This is a genomic window from Sphaerisporangium album (genome assembly GCF_003323745.1).
In the GTDB taxonomy this organism is placed as follows: domain Bacteria; phylum Actinomycetota; class Actinomycetes; order Streptosporangiales; family Streptosporangiaceae; genus Sphaerisporangium; species Sphaerisporangium album.
This window is the reverse complement of record NZ_QOIL01000025.1, coordinates 75,438-92,593: the sequence shown is the minus strand read 5'-3', so window position 1 is coordinate 92,593 and position 17,156 is coordinate 75,438. Positions and strand designations below refer to the sequence as shown.

15 protein-coding genes are annotated in these 17,156 nt (G+C 71.3%); 4 read left to right on the top strand and 11 right to left on the bottom strand.

Annotated features, from left to right (window positions below):
• The first annotated feature begins 35 nt into the window (after positions 1-35).
• Positions 36-2,501 carry a glycoside hydrolase family 3 C-terminal domain-containing protein gene (locus DQ384_RS33700; RefSeq protein ID WP_245966960.1) on the top strand — a complete coding sequence of 822 codons (2,466 nt, stop codon included), beginning with the start codon at positions 36-38 and terminating at the stop codon, positions 2,499-2,501.
• Positions 2,502-2,562: 61 nt separating this feature from the next.
• Entirely contained in the window at positions 2,563-3,615 is a 1,053-nt protein-coding gene (locus DQ384_RS33695; RefSeq protein WP_114032917.1) for a LacI family DNA-binding transcriptional regulator, read from the top strand.
• Between the two features lie 101 nt (positions 3,616-3,716).
• Here the strand turns inward: DQ384_RS33695 and DQ384_RS33690 are convergent, their stop codons facing one another.
• The 6 genes from DQ384_RS33690 to DQ384_RS33665 all read right to left on the bottom strand — a co-directional run bounded on the left by DQ384_RS33690 (position 3,717) and on the right by DQ384_RS33665 (position 10,233).
• Positions 3,717-4,025, bottom strand: a complete 309-nt coding sequence (locus DQ384_RS33690; RefSeq protein WP_114032916.1) for a helix-turn-helix domain-containing protein — start codon at positions 4,023-4,025, stop codon at positions 3,717-3,719.
• Entirely contained in the window at positions 4,025-4,390 is a 366-nt protein-coding gene (locus DQ384_RS33685) for a type II toxin-antitoxin system RelE/ParE family toxin (RefSeq protein WP_114032915.1), read from the bottom strand. The genes DQ384_RS33690 and DQ384_RS33685 overlap by 1 nt, the downstream gene beginning before the upstream one ends.
• Positions 4,391-4,490: 100 nt before the next feature.
• Positions 4,491-5,330: a carbohydrate ABC transporter permease gene (locus tag DQ384_RS33680; protein ID WP_114032914.1), complete on the bottom strand. Its 840-nt coding sequence runs from the start codon at positions 5,328-5,330 to the stop codon at positions 4,491-4,493.
• Complete coding sequence (locus tag DQ384_RS33675; RefSeq protein WP_114032913.1) at positions 5,323-6,342, bottom strand: carbohydrate ABC transporter permease; 1,020 nt, start codon at positions 6,340-6,342, stop codon at positions 5,323-5,325. Before DQ384_RS33675 ends, DQ384_RS33680 begins: the two co-directional genes overlap by 8 nt.
• 177 nt (positions 6,343-6,519) lie before the next feature.
• The gene (locus tag DQ384_RS33670) at positions 6,520-7,851 is read right to left on the bottom strand and encodes an ABC transporter substrate-binding protein (RefSeq protein ID WP_220183279.1); all 1,332 of its coding nucleotides are present in this window, start codon (positions 7,849-7,851) and stop codon (positions 6,520-6,522) included.
• Positions 7,852-8,040: 189 nt separating this feature from the next.
• Positions 8,041-10,233 carry a discoidin domain-containing protein gene (locus DQ384_RS33665; RefSeq protein ID WP_114032912.1) on the bottom strand — a complete coding sequence of 731 codons (2,193 nt, stop codon included), beginning with the start codon at positions 10,231-10,233 and terminating at the stop codon, positions 8,041-8,043.
• A gap of 387 nt (positions 10,234-10,620) precedes the next feature.
• On the opposite strand from DQ384_RS33665, the gene DQ384_RS33660 reads away from it, so the two are divergent.
• On the top strand, positions 10,621-11,349 hold the full coding sequence (locus DQ384_RS33660; protein ID WP_245966959.1) for a DUF305 domain-containing protein: 729 nt from the start codon (positions 10,621-10,623) through the stop codon (positions 11,347-11,349).
• A gap of 75 nt (positions 11,350-11,424) precedes the next feature.
• Here the strand turns inward: DQ384_RS33660 and DQ384_RS33655 are convergent, their stop codons facing one another.
• The 4 genes from DQ384_RS33655 to DQ384_RS41720 all read right to left on the bottom strand — a co-directional run bounded on the left by DQ384_RS33655 (position 11,425) and on the right by DQ384_RS41720 (position 14,328).
• Positions 11,425-12,282 carry an alpha/beta fold hydrolase gene (locus DQ384_RS33655; RefSeq protein ID WP_181871559.1) on the bottom strand — a complete coding sequence of 286 codons (858 nt, stop codon included), beginning with the start codon at positions 12,280-12,282 and terminating at the stop codon, positions 11,425-11,427.
• A 79-nt stretch (positions 12,283-12,361) separates the two neighbouring features.
• Positions 12,362-13,294 carry a class-II aminoacyl-tRNA synthetase family protein gene (locus DQ384_RS33650; RefSeq protein WP_114032910.1) on the bottom strand — a complete coding sequence of 311 codons (933 nt, stop codon included), beginning with the start codon at positions 13,292-13,294 and terminating at the stop codon, positions 12,362-12,364.
• A gap of 46 nt (positions 13,295-13,340) precedes the next feature.
• A complete protein-coding gene (locus DQ384_RS33645) occupies positions 13,341-13,982 on the bottom strand; it encodes a cysteine hydrolase family protein (protein WP_114032909.1) in 642 nt (213 codons plus the stop codon).
• A complete protein-coding gene (locus tag DQ384_RS41720) occupies positions 13,975-14,328 on the bottom strand; it encodes a hypothetical protein (protein WP_114032908.1) in 354 nt (117 codons plus the stop codon). The genes DQ384_RS33645 and DQ384_RS41720 overlap by 8 nt, the downstream gene beginning before the upstream one ends.
• 474 nt (positions 14,329-14,802) lie before the next feature.
• On the opposite strand from DQ384_RS41720, the gene DQ384_RS33635 reads away from it, so the two are divergent.
• Entirely contained in the window at positions 14,803-16,032 is a 1,230-nt protein-coding gene (locus tag DQ384_RS33635; RefSeq protein ID WP_114032907.1) for an acyl-CoA dehydrogenase family protein, read from the top strand.
• Positions 16,033-16,099: 67 nt separating this feature from the next.
• Here the strand turns inward: DQ384_RS33635 and DQ384_RS33630 are convergent, their stop codons facing one another.
• Complete coding sequence (locus tag DQ384_RS33630) at positions 16,100-17,131, bottom strand: ParB/RepB/Spo0J family partition protein (RefSeq protein ID WP_220183278.1); 1,032 nt, start codon at positions 17,129-17,131, stop codon at positions 16,100-16,102.
• Between the last annotated feature and the right edge of the window lie 25 nt (positions 17,132-17,156).

Here is a 17,156-nt window from a genome sequence, read left to right as displayed (position 1 = left end):
GGAGAGCGCTCTCCAGACCTCGAGAGGATTACAGAGTGACCGACGACGAGCTCGCCGACCTCGGTGGCCATGCCGACCTCGCTGACGCGGTGCGGACGCTGAGCCTGGAGCGGAAGGTGAGGCTGCTCACCGGGGCCACCGCGTGGCGGACCTACGACGAGCCGGCCATCGGCCTGCGCTCCATCGTGGTCTCCGACGGGCCGATCGGCGTGCGCGGCCAGGGATGGGACGAGCGGAGCACCTCGCTGACCCTGCCCTCCCCCTCCGCGCTGGCCGCGACCTGGGACGAGGGCCTGGTCGCCCGGCTCGGCGAGCTGCTCGCGGCGGAGGCGCGGCGCAAGGGCGTCGACGTCCTGCTGGCGCCGACGATCAACCTGCACCGCTCGGCGCTCGGCGGGCGCCACTTCGAGTGCTACTCCGAGGACCCGCTGCTCACGGCGAGGATCGGCGCGGCGTACATCAGGGGCGTACAGTCGCGCGGCGTCGCCGCGACCGCCAAGCACTACGTGGCCAACGACTCGGAGACCGAGCGGCTCACGCTGGACGCGCGCGTCGACGAGCGCACGCTGCGCGAGGTCTACATGCCGCCGTTCGAGGCCGCCGTCCAGGCCGGGGTGTGGGTGGTCATGTCCGCCTACAACGGCGTGAACGGCGCCACCATGAGCGAGAACCCGCTGCTGGCCGAGCCGCTGAAGGGCGAGTGGGGCTTCGACGGCATGGTGGTGTCCGACTGGGGCGCGGTGCGCAGCACGGTCCCCGCCGGGCGCGCCGCGCAGGACCTCGCCATGCCCGGCCCGGACGGCCCGTGGGGCGACGCCCTGCTGGCGGCGGTCCGCGCGGGCGAGGTGCCCGAGGAGGCGATCGACGAGAAGGTCCTGCGGCTGCTGCGTCTGGCCACCCGCGTGGGCGCGCTCGGCACGGGAGAGGCCCCGCCCTCCGGCCCCCTCGACCCGGCCAACGACGCCCCCACCCGGGCACTGCTGCGCGAGACCGTCGTGGCGAGCACCGTCCTCGTCCGCAACGAGCGGGCGCTGCTGCCCCTCGACCCCGCGCGGCTGCGCAGGGTCGCGCTGATCGGCCCGAGCGCCGCCGCGCCGCGCATCCAGGGCGGCGGCAGCGCGGGCGTCTACCCCGTCTCCTCGGTCTCCCCCCTGGAGGGCCTGAGCGACGCGCTCGCCGGGCGCGCCGAGGTGACCCACGCCGCGGGCATCCACATCCCGGGCCGTCCCACTCCGCTCGGCCTGGACGCGGCCCGCGACCCGCTGACCGGCGAGCCGGGCCTGCGCGTCCGGCTGCTGTCGGCCACGGGCGAGGAGCTGCACAGCGAGCGCCGCTACACGGGCAACGTGCTGGAGACCGCGATCGTCGAGGGCTCGCACACCGTGGAGATCAGCGCGCGCCTGCGCCCGCCGGTGAGCGGCCTGTGGGACCTCGCCGTCGCGGGCTGGGGCCACGTCCGGCTGGACGCGGACGGAGTGACGCTGATCGACGACGAGGTCGGGCGCGACACCGACGACCCGGCGACGGTGCACCTGCACCCGCCCTACCGGCACGCGGCGCTGGAGCTCACCGAGGGCCGCGAGGTCGAGCTGGTCGCCTGGCGGCGGCTCGACCCCGACAGCGGGCTGGCCTCGGTGCTGGCCGCCGACCCCCCCGTGCGCGACGCCGGCGAGCTGCTCGCCGAGGCCGTGGACCTGGCCCGGGCCTCCGACGCCGTGATCCTGGTGATCGGCACGACCGAGGAGACCGAGAGCGAGGGCTACGACCGTGCGGACCTGCGCCTGCCCGGCGGCCAGGACGAGCTGGTACGCGCGGTGGCCGCGGCCAACCCCGACACCGTCGTGGTGGTCAACGCGGGCGGCCCGGTCGCCATGCCCTGGCGCGAGGAGGTGCCCGCCCTCCTGCTGAGCTGGTTCCCCGGCCAGGAGTACGGGCACGGCCTGGCGGACGTGCTGCTGGGCGCGTGCGAGCCCGGCGGGCGGCTGCCCACCACGTGGGCGGACGAGGCGCTGGTCGGCACGACGCCCGTCGGCGGCGTGCTGGAGTACACCGAGGGGCTGCACATCGGCCACCGGGGGCGGCTGCGCGGGGGCGAGGCGCCTTCCTACTGGTTCGGCCACGGGCTGGGGTACACCACCTGGGCGTACGAGACCGTCCTCGCGCCCGAGCGCGTGGAGCCGGGCCGGCCGTTCACGGCGCGGGTGCGGCTGCGCAACACCGGCGGGCGGGCGGGCGCGGAGCTCGTGCAGGTCTACCTGTCCCGCCCCGAGAGCGAGGTCGAGCGCCCGGTACGCTGGCTCGCGGGGTTCGCGCGGGCACAGGCCGCGCCGGGCGAGAGCGTGGAGGTCGCCGTGGAAGTCCAGGCGCGCGCGCTGGAGCACTGGTCGCCGGGGCTCGGCTGGCAGGCCGAGCCGGGCATGTTCACCGTGCACGCGGGCGGCAGCGCCGACGATCTCCCGCTGACCACCAAGACGTGGAGCGGGGACGGCCCGTCGGCGTGACGAGGGCCGCCCGTGCGGCCGGTTTGTGGAGAGCGCTCTCCCGCCATGCTATAAAAGCCACATGAGCGAAGGTCGCCCGCCCGTGACGGCAGCCCCCACTCTGGAGGACGTCGCTCGCGCGGCGGGCGTCTCGCGCGCGACGGTCTCCCGGGTGATCAACGGAATCCGCAACGTCGACCCGGCGATCCAGGAGACGGTCCGGCGGGCGATCGCCGACACCGGGTACGTCCCGAACCGGGCGGCCCGGTCCCTGGTCACCCGCCGCACGGGCGCGATCGCCCTGGTGGTCTCCGGCGCGGGCGAGGAGGACGAGGCCAACCCCTTCCACAGCCAGGTCTTCGCCGACCCGTTCTTCGGGCGCGTGGCCAGCGGCGTGGTGGGCTTCCTGCGCCCGCGCGGCATCCACCCGATCCTGATGTTCGCCGAGACCGACGAGGCGCGCACGCAGGTCATCTCGTTCCTGCGCCAGGGGTACGCCGACGGCGCCGTCCTGGTGTCCACCCAGTCGCGGGACCCGCTCCCCCGCCAGCTCGTCGAGGCCGCGCTGCCGTCGGTGCTGTTCGCCCGGCCCGGCGAGGCCATCCCCATCAGCTACGTCGACGTCGCGCACCGGACGGGCGCCAAGCTCGCCGCCGACCACCTGGTGGCCCGCGGGTGCCGCCGGGTGGCGACCATCGCCGGGCCCCTCGACGTGCTCGCCGCCCAGGACCGGCTGGCCGGCTTCCGCGACGCGATGGCGGCGCACGGCCACCCGTACATCCCCTGCGTGGAGGGGCAGTTCACCTACGCCAGCGGCGAGACCGCGATGGAGCGCCTGCTGAGCGAGCAGCCCGGCCTCGACGGCGTCTTCGTCGCCAACGACCTGATGGCCCAGGGCGCGCTGCTGGTGCTGCGCCACCACGGGCGCCGCGTCCCCGAGGACGTCGCCGTGGTCGGCTTCGACGACAGCAGCGCCGCCACCGCGAGCCGTCCCATGCTCACCACGATCCGCCACCCCGTGGAGGACATGGCCGCGGAGATGGCCCGCCTGCTGCTGGAGCACGTCGACGAGCCCGGCAAGCCCATGACCTCCGTCATCTTCGAGCCGTCCCTGGTGGTCCGGGAGTCCGCCTGACCCGGCGCGGCCTGGCCTCCAAGGCAAGAACCAGGCGCACCTGCCCACAGCGCCTCGGCAGCGATCGGCTTGCTCGCGCGCCGGGTGACCAGGTCCTTCGATCAGGCCGCGTGTGGCTCGAACCACACCGAGCCCACATCATGGCCGGAAGTGAGACGAACGTCGGCGTTCAGCGCCGCGGCGAGGCGGCGCAGCAAGGCGATCGTCGGCGCGGTGCCGCCCTCCTCGATGCACTCGATATCGTCCACGGTCAAGCCTGACCGCTCGGCCAGTTCCGCGACGGTCAGCCCGAGCTCCTCACGTCGGTCGTACAGAGCCTTACCGAAGGCCAGTGCCTCTCGGATCATGATCCGTTCGGGGTCCTCGGCCTGAGGTTCAGGTCGCACCCAGCGGGTGTGATAGCTGGCCATCACGCCTGCCTTTCATACGTCTCGGCCACCGGCCCCCGATGGTCGCGTTCACAGATCTTCTGCGCCCGGACCGCCCTGTCGATCTGCCGCTGATCATGCTGCTTGGTCTTGCGAAAGACCGTGAGTAACACAATTCTCCTATCCGGAGTACACCAGTACGTCACCCGGGCTGCAAGGTCACGGAGCCGAACCCTCAGTTCCCAGACCGGCCCTTCCAGGTGGTCCGACCATGGACCACCGAGTTCAGTCCCTCTCTCCGCCAGCAGACCGGCCACCTCGTCAACCCGCTTGAAGTCGCTGTCGCTCAGGTTGTCGAGCCACTCACGGACCTCAGACTCGATCTCAAAGCCGTACGGCTCACGCACCCGAGGCTCCTTCCCACATTCACCTCACTCAGCGTATCCAATTCGTTGCCGTCGGCGACGGACTGCGGGGAGAAGCTCGGAGAGCCCGAGGATGGTCTTCTTACTTCACCGCGCCGGCGGTGAGGCCCTGGACCAGGTAGCGCTGGAGGAGGAGGAAGCCGACGACGACCGGGATGCTGACCACCAGCGAGGCGGCCATGACCTGGTTCCAGTAGACGTCGTTCAGCGTCGCGTACCCGCGCAGGCCGACGGCCAGGGTGCGGGTGTTGTCGTCGGTCATGACGGAGGCGAACAGCACCTCTCCCCACGCGGTCATGAACGCGTAGATGGTCACCGCCACGATGCCGGGGACCGCGGCCGGGATCACCACGCGGAACAGCGCGCCGAGCGGCCCGCTGCCGTCCACCTTGGCGGCCTCGTCGAGCGCGCGCGGGATGGAGTCGAAGTAGCCGACCAGCATCCAGATCGCGAACGGCAGCGAGAACGTCAGGTAGGTGATGATCAGGCCGAGACGGCTGCCGTACAACTCGACGCCGGTGACGTTGCCCAGGTTCACGAAGATCATGAACAGCGGCAGCAGGAACAGGATGCCGGGGAACATCTGGGTGGACAGGACGGTCACGGTGAAGACCCGCCGCCCGGGGAAGCGGTAGCGGCTGACGGCGTACGCCGCGAAGATCGCCACCGCCACCGACGCCACCGCCGAGATCGACGCCACGATCAGGCTGTTGACGAAGTAGGTGCCGAGCGGCACGGTCTTCCAGATGTCGGCGAAGGGCCGCAGCGTGAACGTCGTGGGGATCCAGCTGAACCCGTTCTGCACGTCCCGCAGCGGCTTGACCGACGAGCTGATCATCACGTAGATCGGGATCAGCGTGAACAGGGCCAGGAAGCCCAGGCCGAACCAGCGCGCCCAGGGCAGCCAGCGGGGCTCATGCATCGCTCTTCCTCCGGGAGGTCGCCACCAGGTACACCGCGGTCACCAGCAGCAGGAACAGCAGCAGCAGGACGGACATCGCCGAGCCCGAGCCGAAGTTCCAGGTGATGAACGAGCTCTGGTAGATGTGCACCGAGATGAGGTCCGCCTCCTGCGGAGCCGCGTTCCCGAACAGCACGTACGGGGTGTTGAAGTCGTTGAAGGTCCACAGGAACAGCACCAGGATCAGCACCTGGTTCACCGGCCGCAGCATGGGCAGCGTGACCGACCGCAGCTGCCGCCACCAGCCGGCGCCGTCGATGGCGGAGGCCTCGTAGAGGTCCTTGTCTATGTTCTGCAGCCCGGCCATGAGGATCAGGAACGCGAACGGCCAGGACTTCCACACCGCGACGATCACCACGGCGGCGAAGCTGTTGCCGCCGATCAGCCAGAACGGGCGGTCGCCGCCGAACAGGTGGAGCTGGTCGACCAGGACGTGGTTCACCAGGCCGGTGTCGCGCTGGAGCATGAAGCTCCAGGTGATCACGCCCGCGTACACGGGCAGCGCGTACGGCACCAGGAACAGCGTGCGCAGCAGGCCCCTGCCGCGGAAGGCGCCCTGCATCAGCACCGCCCCGGCCGTCCCGAACAGCCAGGACATCCCCACCGCGAGGATGGTGAACACGACGGTGACGAAGAACGAGTGCAGCAGCGAGGCGCCGACCGCGGAGTCGAAGTTCACCGCGACCTGGTAGTTCGACAGCCCGGCGAACGGGGCCGCCGTCCAGTTGCGGATGTAGAGCTGTGTGAGCCGCAGGAAGCTCATCCCGACGCCGACCAGCATCGGGACCACGTGGATCAGCAGCTCCAGGAGGATGGCCGGGAGGATCAGCATGTAGGGCAGCCCCAGCCGGCGCAGCCTTAACGGGATCCGGGAGACGACCCGGCCGTGCAGCCCTGCTCCGGGCGGGCGCGGCCCGCCTTCCGGCGGCGCGGTGCGCCGCTCGTCATGGTGAGGCGTGGTGCGCGCGACCATCTATCCCTCTCGCTTCGGCTGGGCCGGTCGTTCTCGGCGTTGCTGGTGGATCGTGCCCTCCGGCCCGGACGGGGTCGCGTACGGGCCGGTGGGAGTCATGGAGGAGCCGGGCGGGCGCCGATCCGCGATCGGTGTGGCGCCCGTCCCGGCGGTGTCGTCGCAGGACACGGAGGCAGGTCAGCTCCCGGGCTGGACCTGCTGGTTGGCCTGCGTCAGCTTCGCCTTGACCGTCGCGTCGGTGATCGGCTTGCCGCTGGCGGCGTCGGCCCAGAGCTGGTTCATCGCGGTGCCGACGAGGGTCTCGAACTGGCTCTCCTCGGGCACCTGCGGCAGCGGCGCGGCGGTGGTGGCGAGGATCTGCTGGAACGCCTTGATGTTCTCGGTCTGGAACGCCGGGTCGTCATAGCCGTCCGTGACGGTGGGCAGCGAGCCGTACGTCTTGTTGAGGATCTTCTGCTCCTCCGGGCTCGTCATGAACTTGACGAACTTCAGCGCGGCGTCCTTGTTCTTGGTGTAGTTGAACACCGACAGGTTGATGCCCGCGACCATGCCGTTGACCTGCCTGCCCCCGGAGCTCGGGTCGGGCAGGGGGATCGGCGCCAGGCCGAAGTCGGCCTCGTTCACCCCGGCGGCCTTGATGTTGGACGCGATGGACTGCCACATCAGCATCCCGGCCTTGCCGTTGACGAAGTCCTGCACGGCCTCGGTGCCGTTGGCGTACTCGGCGTTGCTGGGGTTGACGATCTTGTGGACCGCCATCAGGTCGAGGTACTGCTTGATGGCCGCGACGTTCTGCGGCGAGTCGAACTGCGGCTTGCCACTGGCGTCGAACAGGTCGCCGCCGTGCTGCTGGCCGAAGATGAAGGCGTGGTGGGAGTTCTCGCTGACGCTGGCGCCCTCGACGGCCAGCCCCCACTTGCCGTCCTTGGTGAGCTTCTTGCCGTCCGCGACCAGTTCGTCCCACGTCGCCGGCGGCTTGTCGATGCCGGCGTCCGCGAACATCTTCTTGTTGTAGTACAGGCCGTAGGTCATGCCGTAGATCGGCACTCCGACGGGCGGCTTGCCGGCGGCGCCGGCGGCGGCCAGGCTCGGGCCGAGGAAGCGCTCCTTGCCGCCCAGCCCGGTGAGCACGGTGTCGTCCATCGGCAGGAAGGCGCCGGTGGCCTGCAGGGAGGCCGACCAGGTGTTGCCGATGTTGACGACGTCCGGGCCCTTGCCGGAGGTGGTGGCGGCCAGGATGCGGTTGAGCAGGTCCGCCCACGGGACCACCTCGACGTTGACCTTGATGCCGGTCTGCTGCTGGAACTTGTCGAGCTCCGGCTGCAGGATCTGCTTGTCGGCGTCCACGCTGGGCCCCTGGTTGGACGCCCAGTAGGTCAGGGTCACGGCCTCCGCCGAGTTCGACGCGCCTCCCCCTCCCGCGTTCGTGTCCTCGCCGCCGCATGCGGAGGCCGCCGCCAGGAGCGCCCCGGCGACGGCGATGTAGCCGACGTTCTTGCCTATACGCACAACGATCCCCTTACTGATCGCGACTCCTGGCCGGATGCCATGACGTCGCATATGCCACAGCGGCCCCACCGCCAGGTCGCGGGAAGCCGTGAAATGCCACAAAGGCCTGAAAGGCCTGGAATCGCACCTCCACTTTCCTACGCGAGGACCCGGCCCCGCCGCCACCAGGGCGGCGGGGCCGGAGATCCCCTACGGGTTGCTGACCAGATAGATCACCTGGTTCGCGGTGTTGGCCGGTCCGCCCGTGTTGTTGACCACGTGCGCGATCGTGCCGACCCCGCCGAGCGAGACGCTCACCAGATCGTGGAACCGGACTCCCGCCTTCACGGGCACCTCGAAGGAGCGCTCCGCGACGACGGCGGTGTTCACGTTGAAGTAGCAGTAGCTGCCGACTCCCCACGCCTCGTGGGTGTTGACGGAGTCGGCCACCTTGTAGGCCGCGTAGCCCCGGGATGCCCCGTTCATCCACGCCGCCTGGTTCGGCGGGTCGTAGGGGAACTCGTTCTGGAAGAAGTAGGTGCGGCCCCGCTCGCCGTTCCAGATCACCTCGTACTTCTGGTAGTGCTCGACGAACAGGCCGTACATGGTGACGTCGGCGCCGTTGACGATCAGGCCGGTGTCCGCGGTGTTGGTGGTCCAGCCGATGCCGGTGCCGTGGTCACCGCGCCACAGCCAGAGGTTGTCGCCGATGACGTTGTTGCTGTTGACGACCACGCTGGTCGTCGCCTTGCCGACGTGGGCGCCGCCGACGCGGACGAACACGTCCTGCAGGGTGGTCGGGTTGGCCGCGTGGCTCGCGGACGACCCGGCCGGGCCCACCTCGATCAGCGTCGGCGAGTTGACCGGACCGGCGTCGATGAGGATGCCGGCGACCTTCACGCCGTCGACGTCGGCCACCTGGAGGGCGGTGACGCCGTTGTCGGGGATCAGCGTCGCGAGGCCGAGACCGAGGATCACGGTGTTGGCGCGGGTCACCCGCAGCGGCTGGTCCAGGTGGTAGATACCGGGCGTGAACAGCAGGTGTTTGCCGGAGGCGAGCGCCGCGTTCAGCGTGGCGGCCGAGTCACCGGGCTTGGCGACGCAGAAGTCACTGATCGGGATCGACGACCCGGCGGTGGAGCCGCCCGTCCAGCTCGCGCCGCGCGAGTTGGTGCGCAGCGCGGGCGTGAAGACGTTGTAGTTCCCGGCGCCGTCGACGTACAGGAACGGCTTCTCCCGGGTGACCGGCGCGTTGTTCACGACGGTGTGGGAGGGGTTCGGGAAGTTCTGCGGCGGCGCGCCGGTGACACCGGCGAAGACCATGTTCCACACCGAGCCGGACCAGCTGCCGAGCTCGCTGTTGCGGGTGAACCACTGCTGCTGCGAGCCGGAGCGGATCTGGCCGTCGATCTTGGAGTCGGAGATGAAGCCACCGCTCGACCAGCCGCCGTCGTCGAGCTGCATGTCGCCCTGGACGTGCATGCGGCGGAACGGCGCGGCCTGGGAGACGGCCCAGCGGTTGTAGCCCTCGTTCGGCCTGAGGTTCATGTTCTCGACCGAGCGCCAGAAGTTCTGGGTGGCGTTGCCGTTGAACCAGCGGGCGTCGACGAGGACGGGGCCGTTGATCACCACGTTGTCGGGCGACATTCCGAGGCCCGCGACCTGGGTGTAGAAGCCCACCCGGGTTCCGACGTTGTAGGTGCCCGGCTTGAACAGCAGCGCGTAGCGCTGGGTCCCGAACTGGTTGGTCTCCTGCTGGGTGAACACCTGGTTCAGGCGGTCCTGAATGGTGGCGACCGGCATGGAGGGGTCGAAGATGAAGACGTTCGGGCCGAAGCCGGTGGTGCACTGGCCCGGGTTCCCGGTCGGGGTCACCGTCGGCGTGGCCGTGGGCGTCACGGTGCCGTAGCTGCCGTAAACCTGGAACTCCCACAGCGAGTAGCCGTACGCGGTGGCCCGGGTCGTCCCGTACATGCGGACGTACCGGCCGTTGCCGGAGACGGCGAGGGTCTGGGTGCCGCCGGTGCCCGTCGTGGTCGAGTAGATGTCGGTCCAGGTGGTGCCGTCGGCGGACGTCTGGAGCTTGAACGCCCGGCCGTAGGCGGCCTCCCAGGTGAGCACGACCTGGCTGATCGTCGCGGGCTGACCCAGGTCGACCTGGATCCACTGCGGGTCGCTGAAGGCGCTGGACCACCGGGAGCCGGTGGTGTTGCCGTCGAACGCCGCCGAGGCGGGGGTTCCGGGGGCCTCGGTGGAGGAGGCGGACGCGGGCTTGCCCTGGGACAGCAGCGTGTCGGCGGCCGTGGCGGGCCCGATGACCGCCAGACCGGACACGATCAGCGCGACCAGGCCGGCGATGAGCAGGCTCAGGCGGTACAGACCGCGACTGCGTGATGGATACACAGCCTCTCCTCGTGAAAGGGGGGTACCTGCCGGGGGGGACGACAGGAAGGGAGAGCGCTCTCCAGACAGAGATTGTCCGCTCTGTAGGGCATTGTCAACAGGCGCCCAATGATCCTTTCGAAACCCGCTGCTCACCCCGCCGAAACATGCCGTATGCCCGCGAGAACGCTCTCTTGGTCGTCAGGGCCCAAACGACGGACACCGAAAGACCTGGTAGTCAAAGTGGTCGGGGCCGGTTGACAGATACGTAACATGGGCGTAACTCTCGTAGGAGAGCGCTCTCATTTTCGCTCCAGCGATCGGAACGGAGCCGTCCGGTCCCGCTCGCCGCTCCCACCGTCGACACCGTCCCCCGCCCCGGGACGGCCCCGCGAAGGCAGGTGACCCTTGAGACACGCGCGAGGCCGGGCGCCCGCGCGCGTACGCGCGTACGAGAACGTGAGGACGAGCCGGCCCGCGCGCGGGTGGCGGGCCGTCCTGCTTCCGGCCGTCCTACTTGCGGCCGTCCTGCTCTCGGGCGGATGCGGCGGCACCGGCACGGGCCCCGCGGCGCCGTCCTCCCGCGCCGCCACCGGTTCCGGCTCCCCCGGCGGGCCCTCCCCCGGATCCCCGGCCGTCTCCCCGCCGGACCCCGCGATGACCGCCGCCGTGGCCACGATCCCTCCCGGCTTCAACGGCACCGACGTCGCCTGGCTCCAGCTGATGATCCCCATGGACGGCCAGACGCTCGCCCTTCTGGACCTGGCGCGGGCGCGCGGCACGGACCCGGAGCTGAAGCGGCTCGCCGCGCGCGTCAAGGACAGCCACACCGCCGAGCTCACCGGCCTGCGGCGGCTGCTGGCCCGCACCGGCCTGCCCTCCACGAACCCCCACGAGGGCCACAGCATGCCCGGCATGGTGAACGCCGCCGACCTGGCCGAGCTCGGCAGGACCGCCGGCGCGGAGTTCGACCGCCGGTTCGCCGAGCGGTTGCGCGAGCACCTGGACCAGTCCGTCACGGTATCCCGCGGCGAGCAGGCCTCCGGCCTGAACCGGGACACCAGGCGGCTCGCCGCCGCCATCGAACGGCTGCGGGCCACCCAGCGCGCCGACCTCGACGGCGTCACCCCTCCCTGACCGTGCGCCGGATGACGCGCGGCCGGTGATGTACTCCCTGTTCGTCCGGCGTGCCGACGTGCCTCGCCGGCCTGCTCAGTCGCCGGGTCGTCCTTCCTTCACGACCTCGGCGACGAACGCGGCGGCCTCCTCCTGGAACCGGTGGGGCTGTTCGATGAAGGGCAGGTGCCCGGTGCGGGGGAAGATCACCGCACGGCCCCTCGGGAACAGCTCGGCGAGCCGCTCGGCCGCGCCGACTCCGAGAACGAAGTCGTCGTCCCCCGCCACCACCAGCACCGGGCACAGGACCCCGGCGAGCAGCGCGGGGTCGTTTTCGGCCATCAGCGAGACCGTCATTCCCGTCCTGACCGTCTCGGGCGTGTGGAGCGCCAGGAACGCCTGCTTGCGGCCGAGGAACCCGGTCATGCCCGCCGCCTCCGCGCTGTAGTCGCCCCAGATCAGCGGGTAGAGCTGGTCGAACAGGGCCGGCAGCCCCAGGCCGTCCAGCGTCCTGATCCAGGAGGTGACGATCCGGCGGATGCGGCCCTTGCCGAACGGGCTCAGCGCCGGGCCCGCGAGGAGCAGGCCCCGGGTCCGCTCCGGGTGCGCCAGGGCGAAGTCGCGGCAGAGCATGGCCGCGGACGAGCTGCCGAGCAGGAACGCCTCCCTGACGCCGAGCCGGTCCAGCAGCGCGGTGAGGTCCGCGACGTGGTCGGCCCAGACGGCGTCGGCGCGGGAGGACGCGCCCTGGCCGCGCAGGTCGTAGCTCAGCAGGCGGCACTCGTTCTGCAACCGGGAGGTGAAGGGCCTCCACGAGCTGCTCTCCATGAGGAAGTCGTTGACCAGGACGACGTCGGGCCCGCCCCCGCGCCGCTCGTAGTGCAGCTCGACGCCGGGGCTCACCTCCACCCTGCCGGTCTCTATCGTGCCGTCGTCGGCGGTCAGGTCGATCATCGGGTCCCCTCCGCGGTGGGAATGGCGACGAGCAGGTGCGTGGTCGATCCGGGGACGCGGCCGGCTCGCCCGCATCGCCTCACCGTAGTTCGAGGATCGCGTCGGCGGCCGCGCTCGCGTCGCCGAACCGGGCCGTCAGGACGTGGACCCAGCGCTCCAGGTGGAACGCGACGCAGCCGGTGCGCGCGGCCGTGCCGTCCGGAAGCCGGATGCCGCAGCGCTTCCCGAAGAGATCGCCTTGGTGGTCGACCGAGCCGACGACCAGGCCGCCGACGACGAACTCCTCCTTGTCGGGGAACAGGAGCTGCATGATGGCACGCGAGGAGGTCCTGTCGAAGAACGGGTCGGTCGCGACCTCGGTCCTCATCTCCAGGCCGAGCCGCGCGGCCAGCTCCAGCACCCGCTCCTTGGAGCGGGCGACGTGCTCCTTGGCCCCCTCGGCCGTCCCCACGTGCACGATCTCGCGCATGGAGAGCGCGAGCGGCCGGCGCGGGCCCCCGTACCGCTCCTCGATGCGGAAGCAGGTCGCGAGGGTGGTGTGCACGGCGCCCTCGCCCGGCACGGCCTGCCCGGCCAGGCTCTGGTAGATCGAGTGGCAGGCGGCCGACGGCAGGACGTACCGGGCGTCGTCGAGCGCCTCGGCCGGCACCGCCCCCAGCGGACGCTCGGCCATCCGCAGCGACTTCAGCAGCCGCTCGGGGTCGGCCGCCGACACCGGCAGGCTGAGGTGGGGGAACTCCTGGAAGTGGCCGACGCCGTCGAGGAAGTCCGGCCGCAGCAGGAACGGGTACCGGCGCTCGACGGCTCCGGCCTCGTCGGCCCAGGACAGGATCAGCGCGTCGAACTCCCGCAGCAGCCGAAGCTCGTCGGGGCCGAGCACGTCCAGGCCCTCGTTCCCCCGGTCGCCCACCCGGTCGTTCACGCCGCGGGTCGTCGTCATCGGGTCACCGTCCGTTCCGGCAAGCGGGTGCTGGTCGTGCGCGGGAGGGTCCGGGGCGGGGGTCGTCGTCATCGGCTGGATCCTTCGGTGGCCGGGGTGAGGGGCGGCGGGCCGGAGGTCATCGGGCGGCGCGCAGCCAGTCCAGAAGCCGGTCCGAGGTCAGCACACGGGCGCCGATGCTCGCGCACTCGTCCAGGCCCCGGGGGTAGATGCGGGAGATGGCGTCCGAGACGACCACGACGTGGAAGTCCCGCTCGCTCGCCTCGTAGATGGTCGTCCTCGGGCAGTTGGGGAAGTTGGTCCCGATGACGGCGACCGTGTCGACGTCGAGGGCGCGCAGGTGGGCGGCGAGCCCGGTGTCGTAGAAGGCTCCCCACCGCGGCTTGTACATCACCCACTCGCGGGGCGCGACGGGCTGGGCCTTCCCTTCGAGCAGCGCCTCGTGGTCGAGCAGGAACCCGTCGGGCGGCTGCAGCTCGGGCCGCACCTCGCTGCCCTCCGTACCGGGCCGGACGACCGGCACGCCGGCGGCGACGAGGGAGCGCCGGGTGACCTCGGCGTTGGAGCCGTCCGCGTGGTAGAGCCGGACCATGTGGACCACCGGGAGCCTCAGCGCCCGGAAGCCGTCCACGACCGCGCCCATGACCGGGACGATCTCGTCGGTGCCGGGCAGGGCGTGCAGGGAGTTGTGGCGCGTGAAGTCGTTCTGGACGTTGACCGCGAGAAGCGCGCAGCGGCGCGGATCCGGCGTCTCAGACATTGGCGGTCCCTCCCGTCCCGGCGTGCGCGGCGCGGATGTCGGAGCGGGCCACGACCCGTGCCGGGTCGCCCCCGCAGGCGTGCGCGGCGAGCGGCTCGTCCGCGGGGGCGTCGCAGAGCACGACGCGGTTGAACGCCGAGCCTGCGCACAGCTCCCGGAACGCCCGGGTGCCGGGCGAGAGCCGGGCCGCGAGCTGGGCGGTGGTCACGTCAACGGCCTTCGGACGGCCGTCGTCGTCGCGCCCGAGAATGTCGCGGGCGGTCCGCCGGTCCACGGACGGCCTGCCGAACCCGATCGGAACGAAGGAAATGCGATTCGCGACGACCGTCCAGTCGACCGGGCTCATGGCATCCCGCCCTCCTTGTCTTTTCTTGGGCCACGCACGCGCGGAACACGGTCCCGGTGCGCGAACAATGCGGGCCCGTCCGCCGCCTGGGGACGTAAGGCGGGCGCGGTGGATCGATTTCGGCGGGCAGGGCTCCGTGACGCAGCCACTGTGACACCCCGGGCGCGTGTTCGGGGGACGAGGACATGGACGGCGCGAACGCCCGGGACCGCGAAGGACCGGCCGACGGCGCGGACCTGCGGGCGATCCGGCAGGGCGCGCGGCCGCGAGGTTCGAACGAGGATTCTCCTCGGTTGGACGTACCCGCGCCCGGCGCGGATTCACACCGTCCGGCACGGCGTATTCGCACGCCTCCCCGACAACGTACCCTCGTCGTGCGCGTTGCCATTACCCCGCGCCCGCGTCGCCGTATTCGCGCCCATACGGCCGTGTTAGCTTTTTCCGTCGATCCCGGCCAGGAAGGAACATGAGCTCATGGAGAATCCGACGGGCGCCGAAATCCCAGGCGGCGGCGCGGCGGGCGTTCCCCTCCCCGGCCATGAGGAACTCGTGGGCCGGGCCGCCGCCCTGCGCGAGCCTTTATGGGCGGACGCCGCGGAATGCGACCGTTCCCGCCGTCTCACCGACGCCGTCGTCGAGAAGATCACCGGCGCGGGCCTGACGCGGCTGCTGACGCCGGCGCGGTTCGGCGGTCACGAGACCGGCACGCGCACGCTGCTCGCGGTCACCTCGGAGCTCGGCCGCGGCTGCTGCTCGGCCTCGTGGGTCACCGGTCTGCTCAACGCCGGCGGCTTCGTCGTCTCCCTGTTCCCCCACCGCGCCCAGGAGGAGGTGTGGGGGACGAACCGGGACGCGCGGATCGCGCTGGTGCTCGGCCTGCCGTCCCGGTCGGTGGAGGAGACCGGGGAGGGGGTCGTCCTCAGCGGCCGGTGGGCCTACGCGTCCGGCTCCCTGCACTCCGACTGGATCGGCGTCCTCGTCGCGGTCCCCACCGAGGCGGGCAGGCCGTCCGTGCACATCGCGCTGCTGCGCCGCGACGAGGTGGACGTCGAGGACACCTGGTTCTTCGTCGGCATGCGCGGCACCGGCAGCAACACGGTGGTCGCCGACCGCGTGGCCGTCCCCCGGCACCGCCTGCTTCCGTACGCGCCGGTTCTCAACGGCGAGACCGACGGCCTGGTCGACGAGGGCCACCTGTACCGCAACAGCCTGACCGGCGTCTTCTCGCTCGCGGTGATCGGCTCGCTCGTCGGCGGCGCCGAGGCGGCGTTCGCGTACGTGCGCGAGCGGGCGCACGACCGTCCCGTCGCCGGGTCCACCTACGCCAGCCAGGCCGAGTCGCCGACGCTGCAACTCGACCTGAGCGAGGCGGCCATGAAGATCGACACCGCGCGGATGCACGCGCGGCGCGTCGCCGACACGATCGACGAGTTCGCGCGCGCCAAGGTGAACGCGGACCTGGAGACCCGCGCCCGCGTCCGCATGGACGCGACCTACGTCGCCCGGCAGTGCCGCGAGGCGGTCGACATCCTGGTCACCGCGTACGGCACCTCGGCGTTCGACGAGTCGAGCCCGCTCCAGCGCATCTGGCGCGACGTCAACGTCGGCGGCAGGCACGCCGGGTTCGGCATGGGGATCCCGCAGCAGGTCCACGGCCGGGCCCTGGTCGGGCGGGATCCGCGGGAGATCAGCTTCCTCGTCTGACGCGCCGTCGCACGGGCGTCGGCGCCGGCGGGGCCACGAGCATGCCCCTCTGGGGGACGGGGAGGTCTCAGCCGGCGCGGTTCCGCATCTGCTGCGCGACCTGCCGCCAGACCTCCGCGCACTCCCGGGCGGCGTTCGCGACCAGCTCCCTGCAATGCGGCGGCACGTTCTCGATAAGGCTGTTCCACTGGTCGGGACCCAACATGGTGTTGGCGTCCAGTAATCGCAGCAGCAGACGGCCCTGGTCGGTGTACCTGATGGAGGGGTCCCTCTTCAGGATCGGCATGATGCGCGCCATCCCGGGAGATCGGTCGCCCGCGGGCCGTTCCACCGCCGCCTCCTCGCGCGGCTCGGCGGCCACGGGGCCGTCCGCGCGTTCCCCGCGCTTGGGCAGCATGGGGCTCTCACCACGGCGGACCCGATTGCGCACGTCACGGGCCGTCGCGAGCGAGACGCCCACGGCCTTGGCGATCTGCCGCAGCGTCGCCTCGGGGTTCTCCACGATGAACTTGGCCGCCAGCCTGCGGCCCTCCGCGCTGTCGACGGGACGCATCCTGCCGTCATGGCCGAGCCGCAGGTTCATCTGGGGAAGCTCTTCGGTCAGACGCCGGCGTATGCCGCCCACCGTCTTCGGCGACAGCCCCGTGGTGCCCGCGATCATCCGGTCCGACCACTGCGGGTGCGACCGGACGATGCGCGTCGCCGCGGCCGTCCGGTCCGCGTGCGTCAACGGCAGGCCGTGCCTGGTGTTCGCCCGGACGGCGAGCACGAACACCTCGTCCTCGTCGCCGTCGAAGAACCGCACGTCGATCTCGTGCTGGTTTCTCAGCTCGGCCGCCTTCAGCCGGTGCATTCCGTCGATGACGCGCATCGTCCGCCGGTGCACGATGATCGGCGGCAGGATCTCGTCCGACTGCGCCAGCAACCGGGCGTGTTCCGCGCTCTCGCCGGCCAGCCGCGGCGAGTCGGCCGCGCGTATCGACGCGATCGGCACGCGTTCCACGGGCAGCCGGTCCACCAGGACGTCCCACAACTGCGCCGACGAACACCGCTCTCCAGTGGCCAGGTGTTCGGCCGGTTCCATCTCGACCATGGTCATTGCCCACCGTCCTCCTCGATCCTTC